Source organism: Glaciimonas soli (assembly GCF_009497155.1).
GTDB classification, from domain to species: Bacteria; Pseudomonadota; Gammaproteobacteria; order Burkholderiales; family Burkholderiaceae_D; genus Glaciimonas; species Glaciimonas soli.
The window spans coordinates 361,662-378,878 of record NZ_WINI01000001.1 but is presented as its reverse complement, the minus strand read 5'-3'; the positions used below and the strand labels follow the sequence as shown (position 1 = coordinate 378,878).

The following is a 17,217-nucleotide window of genomic DNA, read 5'->3' as shown; positions in this document are numbered from 1 at the left end:
TGAGAAGTTCTATGGTTTTAATCGTTTCTTTAATTCTTGTATCGATGTTCGTCCTATGGGGCGCATTGTCGCCATTAGGTTTGGCTAGTGTGATGCAGTTCGCACTTTCCGCCACTATTGCGCGTTTTGGCTGGTTCTATTTATTATCGATGTTTGGTTTCCTGGTATTCGCTCTGTATTTGGCCTTTAGTCGCTACGGAAAAATTCGGCTGGGCGGAGAAGATGCCGAGCCCGATTTCACGCGTCATAGCTGGTTTTCGATGCTGTTTGCTGCGGGAATGGGGATTGGGTTGGTGTTTTGGGGCGTGGCAGAACCGCTTTCGCATTATGCGACACCACCATTCGGCATTCCGGAAAGTGCAGACGCGGCACGTATCGGTTTGCGTTACACTTTTTTCCACTGGGGCTTGCATCCGTGGGCAGCTTATTGCGTCGTCGGTTTGGCATTAGCCTTTTTTAAATTCAACCGTGACCGACCGATGTTGATGAGCACCACATTCGAACCGCTCATTGGTAAGCGTGCACAAGGACCCATCGGTAAAACTGTCGATATTCTGGCGGTTGTCGCGACCGCTTTCGGGGTCGCCACTTCGCTCGGTTTGGGCGCTATGCAAATCAGTAGCGGCTTGCATAAAGTGTTTGGTTTGGACAATGGCATTTCCTTGCAATTGACCGTAATCGCTATCGCGGCAATCCTGTATCTGGCATCTTCGCTTAGCGGCTTGGATCGTGGCGTCAAGATACTGAGCAACATCAATATGGTGCTGGCGATGTTGTTATTGCTATTTGTGCTGTCACTCGGCCCGACCTTGTTCATCATGGATATGTTGACCACGACATTGGGTGACTATTTGAATAATCTGGTTGCCATGAGTATGCGCTTGACGCCATTTTCAAAAGGCACCTGGATTGCTGACTGGACCTTGTTCTATTGGGCCTGGTGGGTAACCTGGGCGCCTTTTGTCGGTATGTTTATTGCCCGCATTTCACGTGGTCGTACTATTCGCGAATTTGTTACGGGTGTGCTGCTAGTTCCTTCTTTGATTAGCTTTTTGTGGTTTGCCACCTTTGGTGGAGCAGCATTACACGCTGTCATGTTTGATCATTTACCCTTGGTTGAAGTCGTCAAACAAGATACTTCATTGGTCTTGTTTTCGATGTTGGACTCATTACCATGGGGAACGCTGACCTCGTTGCTGGCGATTGTTTTGGTTTCAGTGTTTTTTGTTACCTCGGCGGATTCGGCAACTTTTGTGCTTGGCATGATGACCAGTAAAGGCAATCCAACACCTTCGGCCAGAATCAAGCTGGTGTGGGGAGTATTGACGGCTTTGGTGGCAGCCATCTTGTTAATGTCCGGTGGCTTAAAAGGCGTGCAGGCAACCTCGATTGTGATTGCTTTACCTTTCATGGTCATCATGCTGATGATGTGCGTGGGATTGGTAAAGGCTTTGGACGTGGAAGCCAATAAACTGGAGCGTCGTCGTCACGCGCGCGATAAATTGTTGGAGCGATTATTGAGTGAGCGCGAGAGCTCGTCGTCGTAACGGATGTTCGATCGGGGGAGGACGTAGTCTTTCCCCGTTATTTCGTAATCTGGAAAGTTTTGCGAATAGAAAATAAAAAAAACCGCATAAACACGAATGCTTATGCGGTTTCTCTAATTTACTACTTTACTACTTTTTACACCAATTACTTGGTGCCCACGGAGGGACTCGAACCCCCACACCCGAAGGCACATGGACCTGAACCATGCGCGTCTACCAATTCCGCCACGTGGGCTTCCTGCGAAGAAGCGAGATTATAGAGCAAATCAGCAATAAGTCAACTTCCTGATTAAAAGAGATTAAAAGAAGATAATGCGTTGCAATAAAAAACACGTTAAAACGCGTCCTTGGCTAGGAGAATGGTGACATCCTCCGTTACACTAAAGACCTTATGTTCGATTATCAATGAAACCTACCGAGAGCCATTTGAGCCAATATTCCTACACCATTCCTACCCGAGAGGAAATTCTCGGCCTGTTGCGGACTACGTCAGAACCGCAAAACGCGGCCGCTCTTGCTGCCGCACTGAGTGTTAAACCTGATGAAATGGAAGGTTTGACGCGCCGCCTGAATGCCATGGAGCGTGATGGACAAATCAAAGCAGATCGCGCCGGTGTTTATAAATTAACAAATTCTCCCGATTTTATCGAAGGGCGCGTCAGCAGCCACCGCGATGGCTTTGGCTTTTTGATTCCTGACGATGGCGGTGGTGACGTCTTTTTGCCAGAAAAAGAAATGCAAAAAGTGCTCAACGGTGACCGCGTACAGGCGCGCATCATTGGCACTGACAGACGTGGCCGTCCGGAAGGCACTATCGTCGAAGTGGTGACCCGTGCCAATACCCACGTGATTGGGCGTTTGCTCAACGAAAATGGGGTATGGGTGATTGCCCCTGAAGATAATCGCATCAACCAGGACATTATTTTGGCGGGCTCGCCCGGCAAGGCTAAAGCAGGGCAAGTCGTCAGCGTTGAGCTGACAGAGCAGCCATCACGTTATTCGCAGCCGGTCGGTAAAATTGCCGAAATTCTGGGTGATATTGACGATCCTGGTATGGAAATTGAAATCGCGGTGCGCAAGTTTGGCGTTCCGCATGTATTTTCGGCAGCGGCATTAAAGCAGGCAGCAAAAATCCCTAACACTGTAGTCGATGCCGATCTGGTAGATCGCGTCGATTTGCGTGATGTGCCGATGGTCACCATTGATGGCGAAGATGCGCGTGATTTTGATGATGCGGTGTATTGTGAACCAGTCAAGATTGGCCGCGTTAATGGTTATCGCCTGATCGTTGCAATTGCGGATGTCAGTCATTACGTTAAACCGAATGACGCGCTAGATGTTGACGCATTAGAACGCAGTACCTCGGTGTATTTCCCGCGTCGTGTGATTCCGATGTTGCCGGAAAAATTATCCAACGGCCTATGTTCGTTAAATCCAGATGTCGACAGATTGACTTTGGTGTGCGATGCCGTGATTACCGCCAAAGGCGAAATCAAAGCCTATCAATTCTATCCAGCGGTGATCCATTCAGCTGCCCGATTAACGTATACCGAAGTTGCCGCGATTCTTGGTAATACCAAAGGTCCCGAAGCAGGAAAGCGCCCGGGTTTAGTTCCCCATTTATTGCACCTGTATGAAGTGTTTCATGCCTTATTGCAAGCGCGCCAGGCACGCGGGGCAATTGATTTTGAAACCACAGAAACCTACATCGTCTGTAATGCAGTCGGCAAGATAGAAAAAATCCTGCCTCGTACGCGTAATGACGCACATCGTTTGATTGAAGAGTGCATGTTGGCGGCCAATGTGTGCGCCGCGGATTTGCTGCAGCGGCATAAGCATCCCGGTTTGTTCCGCATACACGCTAGTCCAACCAAAGAGAAATTGGCAGTGTTACGCACTTTCTTGAAGCAAGTCGGCTTGACTTTAGCTGGCGGCGATACGCCATCTGCTTCTGATTACGCCGCTTTGCTGCCGAAAATCAAAGAGCGTCCAGATGCATTGTTGTTGCAAACAATGTTGCTGCGTTCGATGCAGCAAGCGGTATATAACCCGGAAAATATCGGTCACTTCGGTTTGTCGTACGAGCATTACGCGCATTTCACCAGCCCGATCCGACGTTATCCGGATTTATTGACCCATCGTGCGATCAAAGCGATTTTGGTTGGCAAGCGCTATGAACCTAAAGGTATGGATACGGCAGGTTTAAATACCATGCTGTCGCCAGCCGGACGCAAGAAGCAGGCGGAAGATAAAGCCGCCGGTAAAAAACGTAATGAAGGCAGTCTGGCAATATGGGAAGCGTTAGGCGTACATTGTTCGGCCAACGAACGTCGTGCCGATGAAGCATCGCGTGATGTGGAAGCGTGGCTCAAGTGCTACTTCATTCGCGACAAACTCGGCGAGGAATTTACCGGTACCATTTCTGGCGTGACCACTTTCGGCATTTTTGTACAGCTTGATGCTTTGTACATTGAAGGTTTGGTACATGTGACGGAATTGGGAGCGGATTATTTCCAATACGATGAATCGCGTCACGAGTTGCGCGGTGAGCGCACCGGGATTCGCTATCAATTAACTGATCGCGTTACGGTGCAGGTTAGCCGGGTTGACTTAGATGCGCGTAAAATTGATCTGCGATTGGTCAATGAGCCTGGCATTAAAACCGTCTTGCGGAATGAAGCCAGACGTGCTGATAGCGAACATGCAAAATCCATAGTCAGAAAAGCAAAAGCGGATACTACGCCTGCCAATCGCGTACCGAACAAGACAGCTAAAACTACAGCCAGCCGTAAAACAAATAAAACCAGCAAGGTTGCAGTAAGCAAACCTGCAAGAGCAGCACCAGCAACCAAGGCCAAAAAAGCCAAGATTGTGATCAAACCAGAAAAGAAATCACGAGAGCCAAAAGCTTTTGTGAAGCCCAGCAAGTCCCGAAAAAGATAAGATAGAACATGAAAAGTAAAATGATTTTTGGCTTCCACGCCGTCACTGCCCGTCTACGCCATGAAGCATCGTCGGTAGAAGAAATTTACGTCGACGCCAATCGTGTCGATGCACGCATGAAAGATTTGTTGTACACGGCGAAAGGCTTAGGCGTTCGCATCATTCAGGCGGACGAGCAGCGCCTGGCCAATATCGTTGGTACGCGACGTCATCAAGGCGTGGTTGCCAAAGCGGGCGAGCTGTCGCTGGCCCGTAATTTGGATGAATTGTTGGATGCGATTGATGGCCCGCCGTTGTTGTTGATCCTTGACGGAATTACGGATCCGCATAATCTGGGCGCATGCTTGCGTGTCGCCGATGGCGTTGGTGCGCATGCTGTGATTGCTCCTAAGGATCGTGCGGTGGGATTGAACGCCACTGCAATGAAAGTCGCCAGCGGCGCGGCAGATACTGTTCCGTACATCACCGTCACTAATCTGGCGCGCACATTGCGTGAACTAAAAGAGCGTGATGTATTGTTAATCGGCACAACTGAAGATGGTGAAAAAAGTTTGTACGAAGCCGATTTTTCTGGTCCCGCAGCGTTGATCATGGGATCGGAAGGCGAAGGCATGCGCCGTTTAACACGCGAAACTTGTGACGTATTAGTGAATGTGCCGATGTTTGGTTCCGTTGAAAGTCTGAATGTTTCCGTGGCTTCTGGTGTTTGCTTGTACGAAGCACGACGTCAGCGGATTGTTAAAGGCGTTTAATCTGACGGGAGCACGGTGTTAGCATATTGTGCCCGCAGCAATTGAAAATACCGCCGTCGTCCTCGCGAACGTGGAGATCCAAGCTACGCAACATGGATTCCCGCGTTCGCGGGAATAACGGAGATGAATTTTATTTGTCGTGAATAATTCAAATCAGTTACGGGGTGTTACTTAGAGCGCGTTATGGATAAACAGAAAATTAATACCGTCGTTTTCGATTTAGGTGGCGTGCTGGTTGATTGGAATCCTGAATATCTTTACCGTTCTATTTTTCCGAGTGAAGAAGAGCGCAGATGGTTTCTGTCTACGGTCTGTACGCAAGACTGGAACCTGCAGCAAGATGCTGGGAGAAGTTTGCAGGAAGGAACAGCGGTGCTGCTGCAAAAATTTCCTGACCATGAGACTGCCATTCGCGCTTTCTATGGCCGTTGGACCGAAATGCTGAGCGGTCCGATTCAAGGCACACTTGAAATTTTGCGGCATTTAAAATCGAATACTGATAAGAAGTTATATGCACTGACCAACTGGAGCGCAGAAACTTTTCCGGTGGCGTTGGAAATGTATGATTTCTTGCACTGGTTTGATGGTCGTGTGGTGTCTGGCGAGGAGAAGATGCGTAAGCCTGACAAAGCGATTTATCAGGTGCTGATCAACCGCTACAACATCACACCGAATTCTTCGGTTTATATTGATGACATGCTCTATAACGTTGTTGCAGCGCGAGAGTTGGGTTTTCATGGGATTCACTTCCAATCGCCGCAGCAGCTTAAAGCAGAATTGATTGCATTAGACGTTTTGTGATTATTGGCATCGATCATATTTACATCACCGTTTCTGATCTGGCGCGATCAGAGCTATTTTATGATCGCGTCATGACAGTGCTTGGTTTTCGAAAGAGTGTTTTTGCCATTCATGGCGATACACACATTCAATACTTCAATCGTCATTTTGGTTATGTGTTGCGCCCGGCAAGAGGCGCAAATGTTCACGAGGCTTATTCGCCGGGATTACATCACCTTTGTTTTCGCGCCGACTCGGTTGCTGATGTGACTTCGGTTGCCGCTAATTTGCGTGCGGCGGGTATTGATGCGACAGAACCTCAACTGCATTCAGATTACGCACCGGATTATTGGGCAACGTTTTTTAATGATCCGGATGGAATACGGCTTGAAGTGACCAATTATCGTTTGGAGAGGCGAGAGCGTCATGATGCGTGGGATGTGCCAACTTGAGGTAAAGTTTGTACGTAGTTCGATCGTACACTAACCGTTCATTTTTAGATGTCGTTAAGACTATGAAAATTCGCCCAGCCACTGCCAAAGACGCCACTATTTTGGCGGCACTAGCCATTCAAATCTGGCTGCATACCTACGCCGAAGAAGGAGTGGATCACACCACCGCGGATTATGTTATCAACGAATTCACCCCGCAAAACTTCCGTGAGCTGCTACAGGACGACACGATACGTATATTGATAGCAGACGTTGCGGATCATGCTGTTGCTTATGCTGTTGTTGATATTGCTTCGCCATGCCCATCCAACCAGGCGCTAGATGTTGAATTGGACACTTTGTATGTGCAGGAATATTTCGCTGGTCAAGGTATAGGCAGGGCACTGGTAGCGAGTATTGCCAAATTGATTCAAGCTGAAAAAGGACATACAGACTTTTGGCTGACTGCGTATTATCAAAATGAAAATGCACTGGCTTTTTATCGAAAACTAGGTTTTGTTGAAATTGGTACCACGGTTTTTGAAATGGGAGAAGATCAGTACAAAAATCTAGTCTTGGCATATCGCCCAGAATCCCTACGGCAACAACCGAATATCGTCATTTAGAATATCATTACGCCTCCGCATTTATATAAGTCCCCATATGTTCAGTCGTATTCGTGAAGACATCGCCAATATCATGGCGCGAGATCCTGCTGCACGCACGCAGTGGGAAGTGCTGACTTGCTATCCAGGGTTGCATGCCATCGTGCTGCATCGCTGGGCGCATCATTGTTGGCATAATGGTTTTAAATGGCCGGGGCGTTTTATTTCGCATATTGCGCGGATTTTTACCGGCATCGAAATTCATCCCGGCGCCACCATAGGTCGTCGCGTGTTTATTGATCACGGTTTTGGCGTTGTGATCGGTGAGACTGCGGAAGTGGGCGACGATTGCACGATTTATCAAGGCGTTACATTAGGCGGCACTTCCCTGAATAAAGGCGCAAAACGCCATCCCACATTGGGGCGTGGCGCGATTATCGGTGCCGGCGCCCAAGTGTTGGGTGGCTTTACGGTGGGTGAAGGCGCCAAAGTTGGTTCTAATGCCGTGGTGGTCAAGGAGGTGCCGGCAGGCGCAACGGCGATCGGTAATCCTGCGCGGATTATTCAAAAAGATATTCATGATGAAAAAGAAGCCGCCGCTGCAAGAATGTTTGCGGCTTATGGTGTAACACCGAATGGTGATGACCCCTTGTCAAAAGCGTTGCACGGCTTGATAGACAATGCCGCTGCGCAGGAGCAGCGTATTTCACGTATCGTGACATTGTTAGCTGCGGCCGGGATTACCTGCGAAACTTTGCCGAAGTGCGACGAGTTTGATTCAGAAGAGTTGAATAAATTGATCGAGTAAGCAATCCCGAATAATCGATTTAATATTTCTTAAGTCGTTATTGCATACGGTAAGCAAATTTATACACAATTGAAAAAGATGGGCGGCGATGATGGCTGATATGGATACGTCTATGGGTGGAGATAGCAACGACGCGATTCTCGATGCGTTTGAAATTCGCGTGCTCGCGGTATTGGCTGAGAAAGAAGCGCTCACGCCTGATAATTATCCTTTGTCTTTGAATACCCTCACTAACGGCTGCAATCAGCTTTCCAGCCGTGATCCAGTGATGTCGATTTCAGAGGCAACAGTGCAAGATGTGCTGCACCGCCTGATGCAACGCAAACTGGTGGTTGAGGTCAACCAAGCCGGTGCGCGCGTTTCTAAATACGAGCATCGAATGCGTGTCAAATGGACTTTGGAGCAAGATAAAGTGGCTGTGTTGACGACGCTGATGTTGCGCGGTGTGCAAACGGCTGGCGAGTTACGGACCCGTACCGGCCGTCAATTTGAATTTGCGTCGGTGAATGAAGTCGAGACGGCACTGCAATTTCTGATTGATAAATACCCACCATTGGTTGCGCGTCTGGCCAAGGGGCCGGGTACGAAAGAGTCTCGTTATGCGCATTTGTTAGCTGGTGATGACCTGCTGGAGCAGCAAGTAATGGCCGAAGCTTTGGGTGGAACAGCATCTCGACAAGAGCGGCAGGACAAGATAGCGGCTTTGGAAGAGGAGGTTTCGACTCTAAAGCAGCAAGTTGCAGACTTGACTAACCAGTTTGCAGAATTCAAGCTTCAGTTTGAATAAATAGATATCGGCAACCGGCTTATTTAAACGAGTTCAGCACCATCAAAATCAAAGCGATGAATCGAGCCGTCGCTATCGATGGCAATCCAGCCACCACGCTTATTTTCAACGTCGTATTCCCAATCAGGTAAGACATAGCGCAGACGCTTGCTATCAGCATAATGATGCAGCGCCGGCCTGTGCGTATGGCCGTGTATCAGCGTGTCAGTGTCGGTACTGTCAAACAGGGCAGCGATTGCCTCTGCGTTAACATCCATGATTTCCATGGATTTATGTCGATGGCCTTCCTGGCTTTCTTTTCGCACGCCAGCTATAAATGCTTTGCGTTGCGCCAGTGGCTGCGCTAAAAACTGCTGTTGAAAGGCTGGCTGTCGTACTTGTGCGCGAAACGCCATGTAGGCAAGGTCATCAGTACATTGCGCGTCACCGTGCGCTAGCGCCACGCGACGACCAGCTATGGTCGCGACGTATGGATCGGGTAATAATGTGAGGCCAGCTGTCTGTGCAAAAACTTCACCCACCAAAAAATCACGATTACCGGCGATCCAAAACACCTGAACGCCGGCATCGCTGACTTGGCGAATGGCCTCAGCAATTTGCCGGTTATAAGGTGTTTCCAGATCGTCGTCACCAGCCCAGTATTCAAACAAATCGCCCAGCAAATACAATTGCCGGGCGTGACGTGCATGTGTCTGCAAAAAAGTAAAGAACGCTTGCGTAGTATGTGGATGTGCTTCTTGCAGATGCAGATCGGAAATGAACAAAGCAACTACAGGCGTTTCTTTTGCAATGACTGTCATAGTGGGCTGATGCTTTTACGTAAGTGCTGCTATTTAAACGACTTCTGCTTTTTCGATAACGACATCTTCAGCTGGGACATCTGAAAACATGCCACTACGCGTAGTTTTCACGGCTCTGATGGCATCGACAATTTCTTTGCCATCAGTGACTTTACCAAATACGCAATAACCCCAGCCGTCTTGACCTGGGTAATCGAGGAAGCTATTGTTTTTAACGTTGATGAAAAATTGCGCAGAAGCAGAGTGTGGGTCTGAAGTGCGTGCCATAGCAAGGGTGTATGGCTCATTTTTCAGGCCGTTTTTTGCTTCGTTTTCAACCGGAGCATTAGTCGGCTTTTGCTTCATGCCTGGCTCAAAGCCGCCGCCCTGGACCATGAAACCATCGATGACGCGATGGAAAATAGTGCCGTTGTAGTGGCCGGAGTTGACATAGGCAAGGAAATTTTCAACCGACTTAGGCGCTTTGTCTGCGTCGAGTTCGATGGTGATCTTGCCGTGATTCGTTGTGAGTAGAACGGTTGTCATGTTAATCCCTTTAAATAGGTTGATTGAAAAATAGTTAAATTATTTGATGATTATTTCGTTACGGTGGCAGACTCAATAACCACAGGCGTTAGTGGTACGTCACCCATGCCATTTTTTGAGCCGGTCGGTACTTGTTTGATTTTGTCGACGACGTCCTGTCCTTTGATGACCTTACCAAACACGGCATAACCAAATCCGTCCTGGCCAGGATAGTCTAGAAATTGATTGTCTTTAACGTTGATGAAAAACTGTGCACTGGCTGACTGTGGGTCGGAGGTACGCGCCATGGCAACGCTATAATTGACGTTTTTTAAGCCATTGCTGGCTTCGTTGACTACTCTGTTTGGCGCTGGTTTTTCATTCATCTTGGTGTCAAAGCCACCACCTTGAATCATAAAACTGCCAATGACACGGTGAAAAATTGTACCGTTATAGTGGCCATTTTTGACATAAGCCAGAAAATTGGCGACAGTTTTTGGCGCTTTTGCCTGATTCAATTCCAATACAATATCACCCATATTGGTTTTTAATAGCACGTGTGGCGCTGCCGCTGTGGTGGCTGCCGGTGCTGCTGCATGCGCCATCGATACCGATAATGAGAGCGCAGCAACTGACGATACCAACACGCTAACGAATGTGCGACGAGAGATGGATATGATGCGTTGCATTAAAATTCCTTGATGTGAAAGATAAGATTTCGCTTAATGAGCAATGTTTACTTTGATATACTGTGCCGAATGCCTGCAATCAAAAGCAGCGCGACTGTGCATTTTATCAAACTAAGTATCAAATAAGACCGTGCAAAAGAATTTTGATCACCATGCTGCGAGCCACATAGAATTGACACCGCGCTGTTGTTGATCGCTTTCGTTGATTTTGCCGACGCTGGAACCCACGAGCAATTGTTTTTTTTGCCTTAACGTTTTTCGTTAAGTAAAGCATTAACCCCTAAGCACTAACCTGTAACCCCCGATGAGCAATCTAAAAATATATAACACGCTGGCGCGTGAGAAGCAGCTGTTTTCTCCTATTGAACCTGGCAAGGTGCGCATGTATGTCTGCGGAATGACCGTATACGATTACTGCCATATTGGCCATGGACGCATGTTGGTGGTGTTCGACATGGTGCAGCGCTGGTTGCGGCAATCGGGCTTTGAGGTGACTTATGTCCGTAACATCACGGATATTGATGACAAAATCATTCGCCGTGCGGTTGAAAATGGAGAAACCATTTCGCAATTGACGGAGCGTTTTATTCTAGCTATGGACGAGGACGCCGCTGCGTTGGGCGTGCAGAAGCCCGATCACGAACCGCGTGCGCGTGACTATATTCCGCAGATGCTATCAATTATTGGCAAATTAGAAGAAAAAAATCTGGCTTATATGGCCAGTGATGGCGATGTGAATTATGCGGTTCGAAATTTTTCTGGATACGGTAAGTTGTCGGGCAAATCACTGGATGATTTACGCGCCGGTGAGCGTGTTGATGTCAATACCGGTAAACGCGATCCGCTGGATTTTGTTTTATGGAAAGCAGCAAAAATAAGCGAACCGGAAGAAGTCAAATGGCCGTCGCAATGGGGTGCTGGTCGGCCAGGCTGGGCGATTGAGTGTTCTGCTATGGCAGGCGCGATACTCGGCGATCACTTTGATATCCATGGTGGCGGACAGGATTTGCAATTTCCGCATCATGAAAATGAAATCGCCCAATCCGAAGGCGCCCATGACCACAAGTTCGTCAATTACTGGATGCACAACGGCTTTATCAATATTAATGCCGAAAAAATGTCGAAGTCGCTCAATAATTTCTTTACGATCCGTGAAGTGTTAAAAGAGTACGACGCAGAAGTTATACGGTTCTTTATTTTACGTACCCACTATCGCAGTCCATCCAACTACGCAGATGTGCATCTGGATGATGCCAAGCAGGCATTAACCCGTTTATACACAGCGTTGAACGAAGTTGCGCCCGATGCGTTGCCGTTAGATAGCAATGAAGCGTATGCCATACGTTTTGCCGAAGCTATGAACGATGACTTTAATACGCCAGGGGCGATTGCGGTTCTGTTTGATCTTGCCAATGAAATCAATAAAACAAAATCACCTGCTTTAGCGCGACAATTGAAGCTGTTGGGTGCTGCGCTAGGTTTTCTAGGTCGCACCCCTGACGATTTTTTGAAGGGGCGTTTTTCGCCTAATGCTGATGTTTCAGGTCTTTCTGATGAAGAGATAGGCAGCAAAATCGCTGCACGTTTAGCCGCAAAAAAAGCCAAAGATTTTGCCGCTGCCGATAGCATTCGCGCTGCACTATTGGATGATGGTGTCATACTGGAAGATAAACCCGATGGTCGTACCGAATGGCGGAGGGCATAGTTTGTATGGGAAAAGTATTAACTGACGCTGAGAGTGCAGCCGGTAAAGCCGATACCAAGATAATTGTTGCCGCCTATTGGGAAGACGCGAAGATTGAGTTGATGAAGCGTGATCGCATCATGCGTAAATTGATTCCACAGTTCGGTGATTTACATCTGACCGGACGTGGCGAACCTTTTACGACATTGGCGCGCTCAGTCGTAGGGCAGCAAATTTCGATCAAGGCCGCAGAATCGGTCTGGCAGAAATTTCTGTTAATTTGTCCGAAATGTACGCCGGCGCAAGTACTCAAAGCGGGGAATGAGCAGTTAGCTGCTTGCGGGTTATCCAAACGTAAAGCCGAATACATCATTGATTTAGCAGAACATTTCAAGACGAAACGCGTCCATGCAGATAAATGGATGGAAATGGAAGATGAGGACGTCATTGCCGAGTTAACCCAAATTCGTGGCATTGGGCGCTGGACAGCGGAGATGTTTTTGATATTTAATCTGCTCCGCCCGAATATTTTACCTTTGGATGACTTGGGATTACTCAAAGGTATTAGCGTGAATTATTTCTCAGGCGAGCCAGTATCTCGCAGCGATGCACGCGAGGTTGCTGCCAATTGGGAGCCGTGGCGAACTGTTGCCACATGGTATTTATGGCGCAGTTTAGAGCCAGTACCGGTAGAATACTGAATTGAAACCTATTGATATTTGCAAAATATCAATATTGCAGAACATTGTAAATACGCATCATCGCCCCATGACTGGGTCAAAATAAGAGGAATACGATGAGTAAAACCACATTTCTAGGCTTTGAGCAGCCGATGGCTGAGCTAGATGCCAAAATCGAAGAATTACGTTTCGTACAAGACGATTCGGCTGTCGATATCTCAGAAGAAATTGATCGGCTATCGAAAAAGAGCCAGCAGTTAACCAAGGATATCTACGCAAAATTGACTCCTTGGCAGGTCTCACAGATTGCACGGCATCCACAACGTCCTTACACCTTGGATTATGTGAGAGAAATATTCACGGATTTCCATGAGCTGCATGGCGATCGTAGCTTCGCCGATGACTTGGCGATTGTCGGTGGTCTGGCACGCTTTAATGGGCAGTCTTGCATGGTGATCGGTCATCAAAAGGGACGCGATACCAAAGAGCGTGCGCTGCGTAATTTCGGGATGCCTAAACCAGAAGGCTATCGCAAAGCCATGCGCTTAATGAAGCTGGCAGAAAAATTCGGTATTCCTGTTTTCACGTTTATCGATACTACTGGCGCATGGCCGGGGATTGATGCGGAAGAGCGCGGGCAATCCGAAGCGATTGGTCATAATCTGTATGTCATGGCCGAGCTTAAAGTGCCATTGATTGCCACCATTATTGGCGAAGGTGGTTCTGGTGGCGCGTTGGCGTTGGCGGTGGGTGATGCCGTGTTGATGTTGCAGTACTCAACTTATTCCGTGATTTCTCCAGAAGGTTGCGCTTCGATTTTGTGGAAGAGTGCAGAGCGTGCGTCAGATGCAGCAGATGCGCTGGGTCTGACTGCGCACCGTTTAAAAGCGGTTGGTTTGATCGACAAAATTGTGAACGAACCATTGGGCGGCGCGCATCGTGATCCAAAACTGATGGCTAGTTTATTGAAACGCGCATTGGCCGACACCTTGCGCCAATTCCAAGACGTGAAGACTAAAGATCTGTTGGCGGCGCGTCACGAGAAATTGATGAGCTACGGAAAATTCAAAGAAATTTCTGCTGCAGAATAATCATGGATAGGCAAATTTACCCTCTCGCCAGCAAGTGAGCGGAGGGTAAAACGTGCAACATCAGATAGAAAATATGACTGAACAATTTGAAAGCGCGCTGACGAGTATTACTCAGCGCGCTTTTTCTATTTCCCCTAATGTGCCTTCGACATCGTTGGCGATTGCCTATAGCGGCGGGCTCGATTCGTCTGTACTGCTGCATCTGGTTGCGCAATACGCGACTGCGCATAAACTCACGTTATACGCATTTCATGTGCATCATGGACTTAGTCCGAATGCGGATAAATGGTCGACGCATTGTGCGCAGGAATGCGCGGAGCGCAATATTCGTTTTGACGAACGCAGAGTCAACATAGGCAATACCGGGAAAACCGGTGTTGAAGAAGCAGCGCGCCATAGTCGTTATGCTGCATTGGGTGATATGTGTCGCCAGCATCAAGTGCCGTTAATCTTGACTGCGCATCACCAGGATGATCAGGCTGAAACAGTGCTGCTGCAATTGTTGCGCGGCTCTGGCGTGGCCGGTTTATCTGGCATGGATAACCTAAATACTGCGCCGACTTTGCTAAATGATGCAAGCTTGCAGATGGCGCGACCATTGCTGGCATTTTCGCGTGCTGAGCTCGAAAAATACGCAGTCAGTCACAACATAAGCTACGTCGAAGATGAGTCAAATGACGACCCGCGCTACGCCCGTAACGCATTGCGTAGTCAGGTAATGCCCGTGTTAAGCCGGTATTTTGGCGGCTTTCAAGAGCGTTTGGCGCGTACTGCCGGCCATATGCAATCTAGTCAGCGATTATTGATTGAGTTGGCAGCTCAGGATTTGAGTGCCACGATTTCTGATAATCACCTTAATCTTCCGCCATTTCGACAATTGAGTGCAGATCGTCAGGATAATTTGCTACGTTATTGGTTTGGTTTGCATGATTTGCGTATGCCTTCCAGTGCATGGTTGAGTGAGGCGCGAGCGCAATTGCTGTCTGCAAAAGATGACGCGCAAATTTGTGTGACACATCCTGAATGCCATATCCGACGCCATCGCGATCGCGTTTTTTTGACTGCGCGTGATGATCTGGATAGAGAAGATATTGCGCCTATCGCGTTTCGTTGGAACGGTGAAAGCGAGATCGCATTCCCAATATATGGCGGCACTTTGCACTTCGACGTAGTTGGCGTAGCGGAGCAGGGCGTGGATCCGGCATGGCTACGTCTGCAGTCATTGCAACTAAAATACCGTAGCGGAGGCGAGCGCCTTAAGCTTGCGGCGAATCGTCCGACCAAGCCTTTGAAAAATCTTTATCAAGCGATGGATATTCCGGCCTGGGAAAGAGAGACGTTGCCTTTGGTGCATAACGGTGCCAAGTTGTTGTTTGCTGCTGGCCTTGGGATGGATAGCCATCAATTAACCACCGAGGGCGAAGCGAATATTCGTTTGCGTTGGCAGGCTGATAATTTGTCTTTGCGTAAGCAATTGCACAACTTGCTTATCTGATTTGTTGCTGTATTTACTACTAAATGCTCACTTTTTATAGCAGCTATGCGGCTTCGCTACTTGTCATCGTGTCGCTTAACGGGTACAGTTAGCGGTTGTTTTTAGGATTTCCTCAGAATCTTATTGTCTAGCAAAGCGCAGGAGTCGACATCAGACTCGGGCGTTTCTCAAATGCACACATATTTACAAGGTATGTACTGCTTTTACCTCGCTGACGACCAAGTCGGCGTAGTTTGTTGAGGTTACAGTTTCTGAATAGATTCATAGCTTTATACCTTTTTAAGCAGGTTCCACTCCTACGCTCTTACTTGTATTTACTCTCCTATGGCATTAATCGTCCACAAATACGGCGGCACTTCAATGGGTTCGCCAGAGCGCATCAAGAATGTCGCTAAACGCGTTGCCAAATGGCATAACGCAGGCCACCAGGTTGTTGTCGTTCCTTCAGCGATGTCTGGTGAAACCAACCGTCTGTTAGGTTTGGCCAAAGAAATTACTGGCACACCTGACCCGCGTGAACTCGACATGTTGGCCGCAACCGGCGAACAAGCATCGGTAGCCTTGTTGTCCATGGCATTGCAAGCCATTAATCAACCGGCAGTGTCTTACACCGGCTGGCAAGTTGCAGTCAAGACCGATTCCGCGCACACCAAAGCACGCATCCGCTCAATTGATGATGCAAAAGTGCGGCGTGATTTAGATGCTGGCAAAGTCGTCATTATTACCGGCTTTCAAGGCGTCGATGATCACGGCAACATTACGACTTTGGGGCGCGGTGGTTCGGATACGTCAGCAGTTGCGGTGGCGGCAGCATTAGGTGCTGCGGAATGTCTGATTTATACCGACGTCGATGGCGTCTACACCACTGATCCACGCGTGGTTTCGGAAGCGCGCCGTTTGAACACGGTGACTTTTGAAGAAATGTTGGAAATGGCCTCATTAGGCTCAAAAATCCTGCAAATTCGTTCAGTTGAATTCGCTGGTAATTACAGAATGCCAACGCGCGTATTATCCTCGTTGACTGACCCCTTAATGCCGCTGGAAGAAGAAATGGCTTCCGGCACTCTGATTTCGTTTGAGGAAGACACCAAAATGGAACAAGCCACTATCACTGGCATCGCATTTAGCCGCGATGAAGCAAAAATCACCGTAGTTGCCGTGCCGGATCGTCCAGGTATCGCGTATCAAATTCTAGGCGCAGTTGCTGACGCTAATATTGAAGTGGATATGATTATTCAGAATCAATCCATGGATGGCAAAACTGATTTTACTTTCACGGTTCCACGTGGCGAATACGATAAGACCATGTCAGTGTTGGATGATAAAGTCAAAGTACTGGTTAACTCCGGCAAAATCATCGGCGACAGTAAAGTATCGAAGGTTTCTGTTGTTGGTGTCGGTATGCGCAGCCATGTCGGTATCGCTTCGCAAATGTTCCGCACCTTGTCGGAAGAGGGCATCAACATTCAATTGATTTCGACGTCGGAAATCAAAATTTCGGTGTTGATCGACGAGAAATATATGGAATTGGCAGTACGTGCATTGCACAAGGCTTTCGGCCTTGAAAATGCTTAAAGTACTCAAGTTTCAAAAAATATCCGATTAAGAAATATTTTTTACT

16 protein-coding genes and 1 tRNA gene are annotated in these 17,217 nt (G+C 48.1%); 13 read left to right on the top strand and 4 right to left on the bottom strand.

The features are described from left to right. The first annotated feature begins 11 nt into the window (after positions 1 to 11). The gene (locus GEV47_RS01815; protein WP_153232999.1) at positions 12 to 1,547 is read left to right on the top strand and encodes a glycine betaine uptake BCCT transporter; all 1,536 of its coding nucleotides are present in this window, start codon (positions 12 to 14) and stop codon (positions 1,545 to 1,547) included. A 150-nt stretch (positions 1,548 to 1,697) separates the two neighbouring features. On the opposite strand, the gene GEV47_RS01810 is transcribed toward GEV47_RS01815, so the two are convergent. Then, positions 1,698 to 1,782, bottom strand: a tRNA-Leu gene (locus GEV47_RS01810). 191 nt (positions 1,783 to 1,973) lie between these two features. Here GEV47_RS01810 and rnr point away from each other — a divergent pair. From rnr to GEV47_RS01775, 7 genes are all read left to right on the top strand, one after another. After that, a complete protein-coding gene (rnr, locus tag GEV47_RS01805; protein WP_153233742.1) occupies positions 1,974 to 4,490 on the top strand; it encodes a ribonuclease R in 2,517 nt (838 codons plus the stop codon). Positions 4,491 to 4,498: 8 nt separating this feature from the next. After that, positions 4,499 to 5,242 (top strand): 23S rRNA (guanosine(2251)-2'-O)-methyltransferase RlmB, encoded by a 744-nt coding sequence (rlmB, locus tag GEV47_RS01800; RefSeq protein ID WP_153232998.1) that lies wholly within the window; start codon positions 4,499 to 4,501, stop codon positions 5,240 to 5,242. A gap of 183 nt (positions 5,243 to 5,425) precedes the next feature. Continuing rightward, on the top strand, positions 5,426 to 6,043 hold the full coding sequence (locus GEV47_RS01795) for an HAD family hydrolase (protein WP_153232997.1): 618 nt from the start codon (positions 5,426 to 5,428) through the stop codon (positions 6,041 to 6,043). Beyond that, the gene (locus tag GEV47_RS01790) at positions 6,040 to 6,474 is read left to right on the top strand and encodes a VOC family protein (RefSeq protein WP_322741519.1); all 435 of its coding nucleotides are present in this window, start codon (positions 6,040 to 6,042) and stop codon (positions 6,472 to 6,474) included. Before GEV47_RS01795 ends, GEV47_RS01790 begins: the two co-directional genes overlap by 4 nt. A gap of 62 nt (positions 6,475 to 6,536) precedes the next feature. Beyond that, entirely contained in the window at positions 6,537 to 7,079 is a 543-nt protein-coding gene (locus GEV47_RS01785) for a GNAT family N-acetyltransferase (protein ID WP_153232996.1), read from the top strand. A gap of 37 nt (positions 7,080 to 7,116) precedes the next feature. Next, positions 7,117 to 7,866 (top strand): serine O-acetyltransferase, encoded by a 750-nt coding sequence (gene cysE / locus GEV47_RS01780; RefSeq protein ID WP_153232995.1) that lies wholly within the window; start codon positions 7,117 to 7,119, stop codon positions 7,864 to 7,866. A gap of 88 nt (positions 7,867 to 7,954) precedes the next feature. Further along, entirely contained in the window at positions 7,955 to 8,653 is a 699-nt protein-coding gene (locus GEV47_RS01775; protein WP_228124524.1) for a YceH family protein, read from the top strand. A gap of 23 nt (positions 8,654 to 8,676) precedes the next feature. Here the strand turns inward: GEV47_RS01775 and GEV47_RS01770 are convergent, their stop codons facing one another. From GEV47_RS01770 to GEV47_RS01760, 3 genes are read right to left on the bottom strand one after another with little or no spacing between them, the layout of a single operon-like run. Next, the gene (locus GEV47_RS01770) at positions 8,677 to 9,453 is read right to left on the bottom strand and encodes a UDP-2,3-diacylglucosamine diphosphatase (RefSeq protein ID WP_153232993.1); all 777 of its coding nucleotides are present in this window, start codon (positions 9,451 to 9,453) and stop codon (positions 8,677 to 8,679) included. Between the two features lie 33 nt (positions 9,454 to 9,486). Beyond that, positions 9,487 to 9,978, bottom strand: a complete 492-nt coding sequence (locus GEV47_RS01765; protein ID WP_153232992.1) for a peptidylprolyl isomerase — start codon at positions 9,976 to 9,978, stop codon at positions 9,487 to 9,489. Between the two features lie 50 nt (positions 9,979 to 10,028). Next, the gene (locus GEV47_RS01760) at positions 10,029 to 10,646 is read right to left on the bottom strand and encodes a peptidylprolyl isomerase (protein WP_153232991.1); all 618 of its coding nucleotides are present in this window, start codon (positions 10,644 to 10,646) and stop codon (positions 10,029 to 10,031) included. A gap of 304 nt (positions 10,647 to 10,950) precedes the next feature. On the opposite strand from GEV47_RS01760, the gene cysS reads away from it, so the two are divergent. The 5 genes from cysS (at position 10,951) to GEV47_RS01735 (ending at position 17,171) form a co-directional block, all read left to right on the top strand. Continuing rightward, positions 10,951 to 12,351 carry a cysteine--tRNA ligase gene (gene cysS / locus GEV47_RS01755; RefSeq protein WP_153232990.1) on the top strand — a complete coding sequence of 467 codons (1,401 nt, stop codon included), beginning with the start codon at positions 10,951 to 10,953 and terminating at the stop codon, positions 12,349 to 12,351. Between the two features lie 5 nt (positions 12,352 to 12,356). After that, positions 12,357 to 13,031, top strand: coding sequence for a DNA-3-methyladenine glycosylase family protein (locus GEV47_RS01750; protein WP_228124523.1), 675 nt, complete (start codon positions 12,357 to 12,359; stop codon positions 13,029 to 13,031). A gap of 95 nt (positions 13,032 to 13,126) precedes the next feature. After that, positions 13,127 to 14,101 carry an acetyl-CoA carboxylase carboxyltransferase subunit alpha gene (locus tag GEV47_RS01745; RefSeq protein WP_153232988.1) on the top strand — a complete coding sequence of 325 codons (975 nt, stop codon included), beginning with the start codon at positions 13,127 to 13,129 and terminating at the stop codon, positions 14,099 to 14,101. A gap of 73 nt (positions 14,102 to 14,174) precedes the next feature. Further along, entirely contained in the window at positions 14,175 to 15,596 is a 1,422-nt protein-coding gene (tilS, locus tag GEV47_RS01740) for a tRNA lysidine(34) synthetase TilS (protein WP_153232987.1), read from the top strand. A gap of 324 nt (positions 15,597 to 15,920) precedes the next feature. After that, positions 15,921 to 17,171: an aspartate kinase gene (locus GEV47_RS01735; RefSeq protein WP_153232986.1), complete on the top strand. Its 1,251-nt coding sequence runs from the start codon at positions 15,921 to 15,923 to the stop codon at positions 17,169 to 17,171. The last annotated feature ends 46 nt before the right edge of the window (positions 17,172 to 17,217 follow it).

Bases quoted from the DNA above. Each gene is read 5' to 3' on its own strand.
- GEV47_RS01795 (WP_153232997.1), top strand. From the start codon at position 5,426: ATGGATAAACAGAAAATTAATACCGTCGTTTTCGATTTAGGTGGCGTG.
- GEV47_RS01745 (WP_153232988.1), top strand. From the start codon at position 13,127: ATGAGTAAAACCACATTTCTAGGCTTTGAGCAGCCGATGGCTGAGCTA.
- GEV47_RS01785 (WP_153232996.1), top strand. From the start codon at position 6,537: ATGAAAATTCGCCCAGCCACTGCCAAAGACGCCACTATTTTGGCGGCA.
- rlmB (WP_153232998.1), top strand. From the start codon at position 4,499: ATGAAAAGTAAAATGATTTTTGGCTTCCACGCCGTCACTGCCCGTCTA.
- GEV47_RS01775 (WP_228124524.1), top strand. From the start codon at position 7,955: ATGATGGCTGATATGGATACGTCTATGGGTGGAGATAGCAACGACGCG.
- GEV47_RS01770 (WP_153232993.1), bottom strand. From the start codon at position 9,453: ATGACAGTCATTGCAAAAGAAACGCCTGTAGTTGCTTTGTTCATTTCC.
- GEV47_RS01735 (WP_153232986.1), top strand. From the start codon at position 15,921: ATGGCATTAATCGTCCACAAATACGGCGGCACTTCAATGGGTTCGCCA.
- cysS (WP_153232990.1), top strand. From the start codon at position 10,951: ATGAGCAATCTAAAAATATATAACACGCTGGCGCGTGAGAAGCAGCTG.
- GEV47_RS01760 (WP_153232991.1), bottom strand. From the start codon at position 10,646: ATGCAACGCATCATATCCATCTCTCGTCGCACATTCGTTAGCGTGTTG.
- cysE (WP_153232995.1), top strand. From the start codon at position 7,117: ATGTTCAGTCGTATTCGTGAAGACATCGCCAATATCATGGCGCGAGAT.
- GEV47_RS01765 (WP_153232992.1), bottom strand. From the start codon at position 9,978: ATGACAACCGTTCTACTCACAACGAATCACGGCAAGATCACCATCGAA.
- GEV47_RS01815 (WP_153232999.1), top strand. From the start codon at position 12: ATGGTTTTAATCGTTTCTTTAATTCTTGTATCGATGTTCGTCCTATGG.
- GEV47_RS01750 (WP_228124523.1), top strand. From the start codon at position 12,357: ATGGGAAAAGTATTAACTGACGCTGAGAGTGCAGCCGGTAAAGCCGAT.
- tilS (WP_153232987.1), top strand. From the start codon at position 14,175: ATGACTGAACAATTTGAAAGCGCGCTGACGAGTATTACTCAGCGCGCT.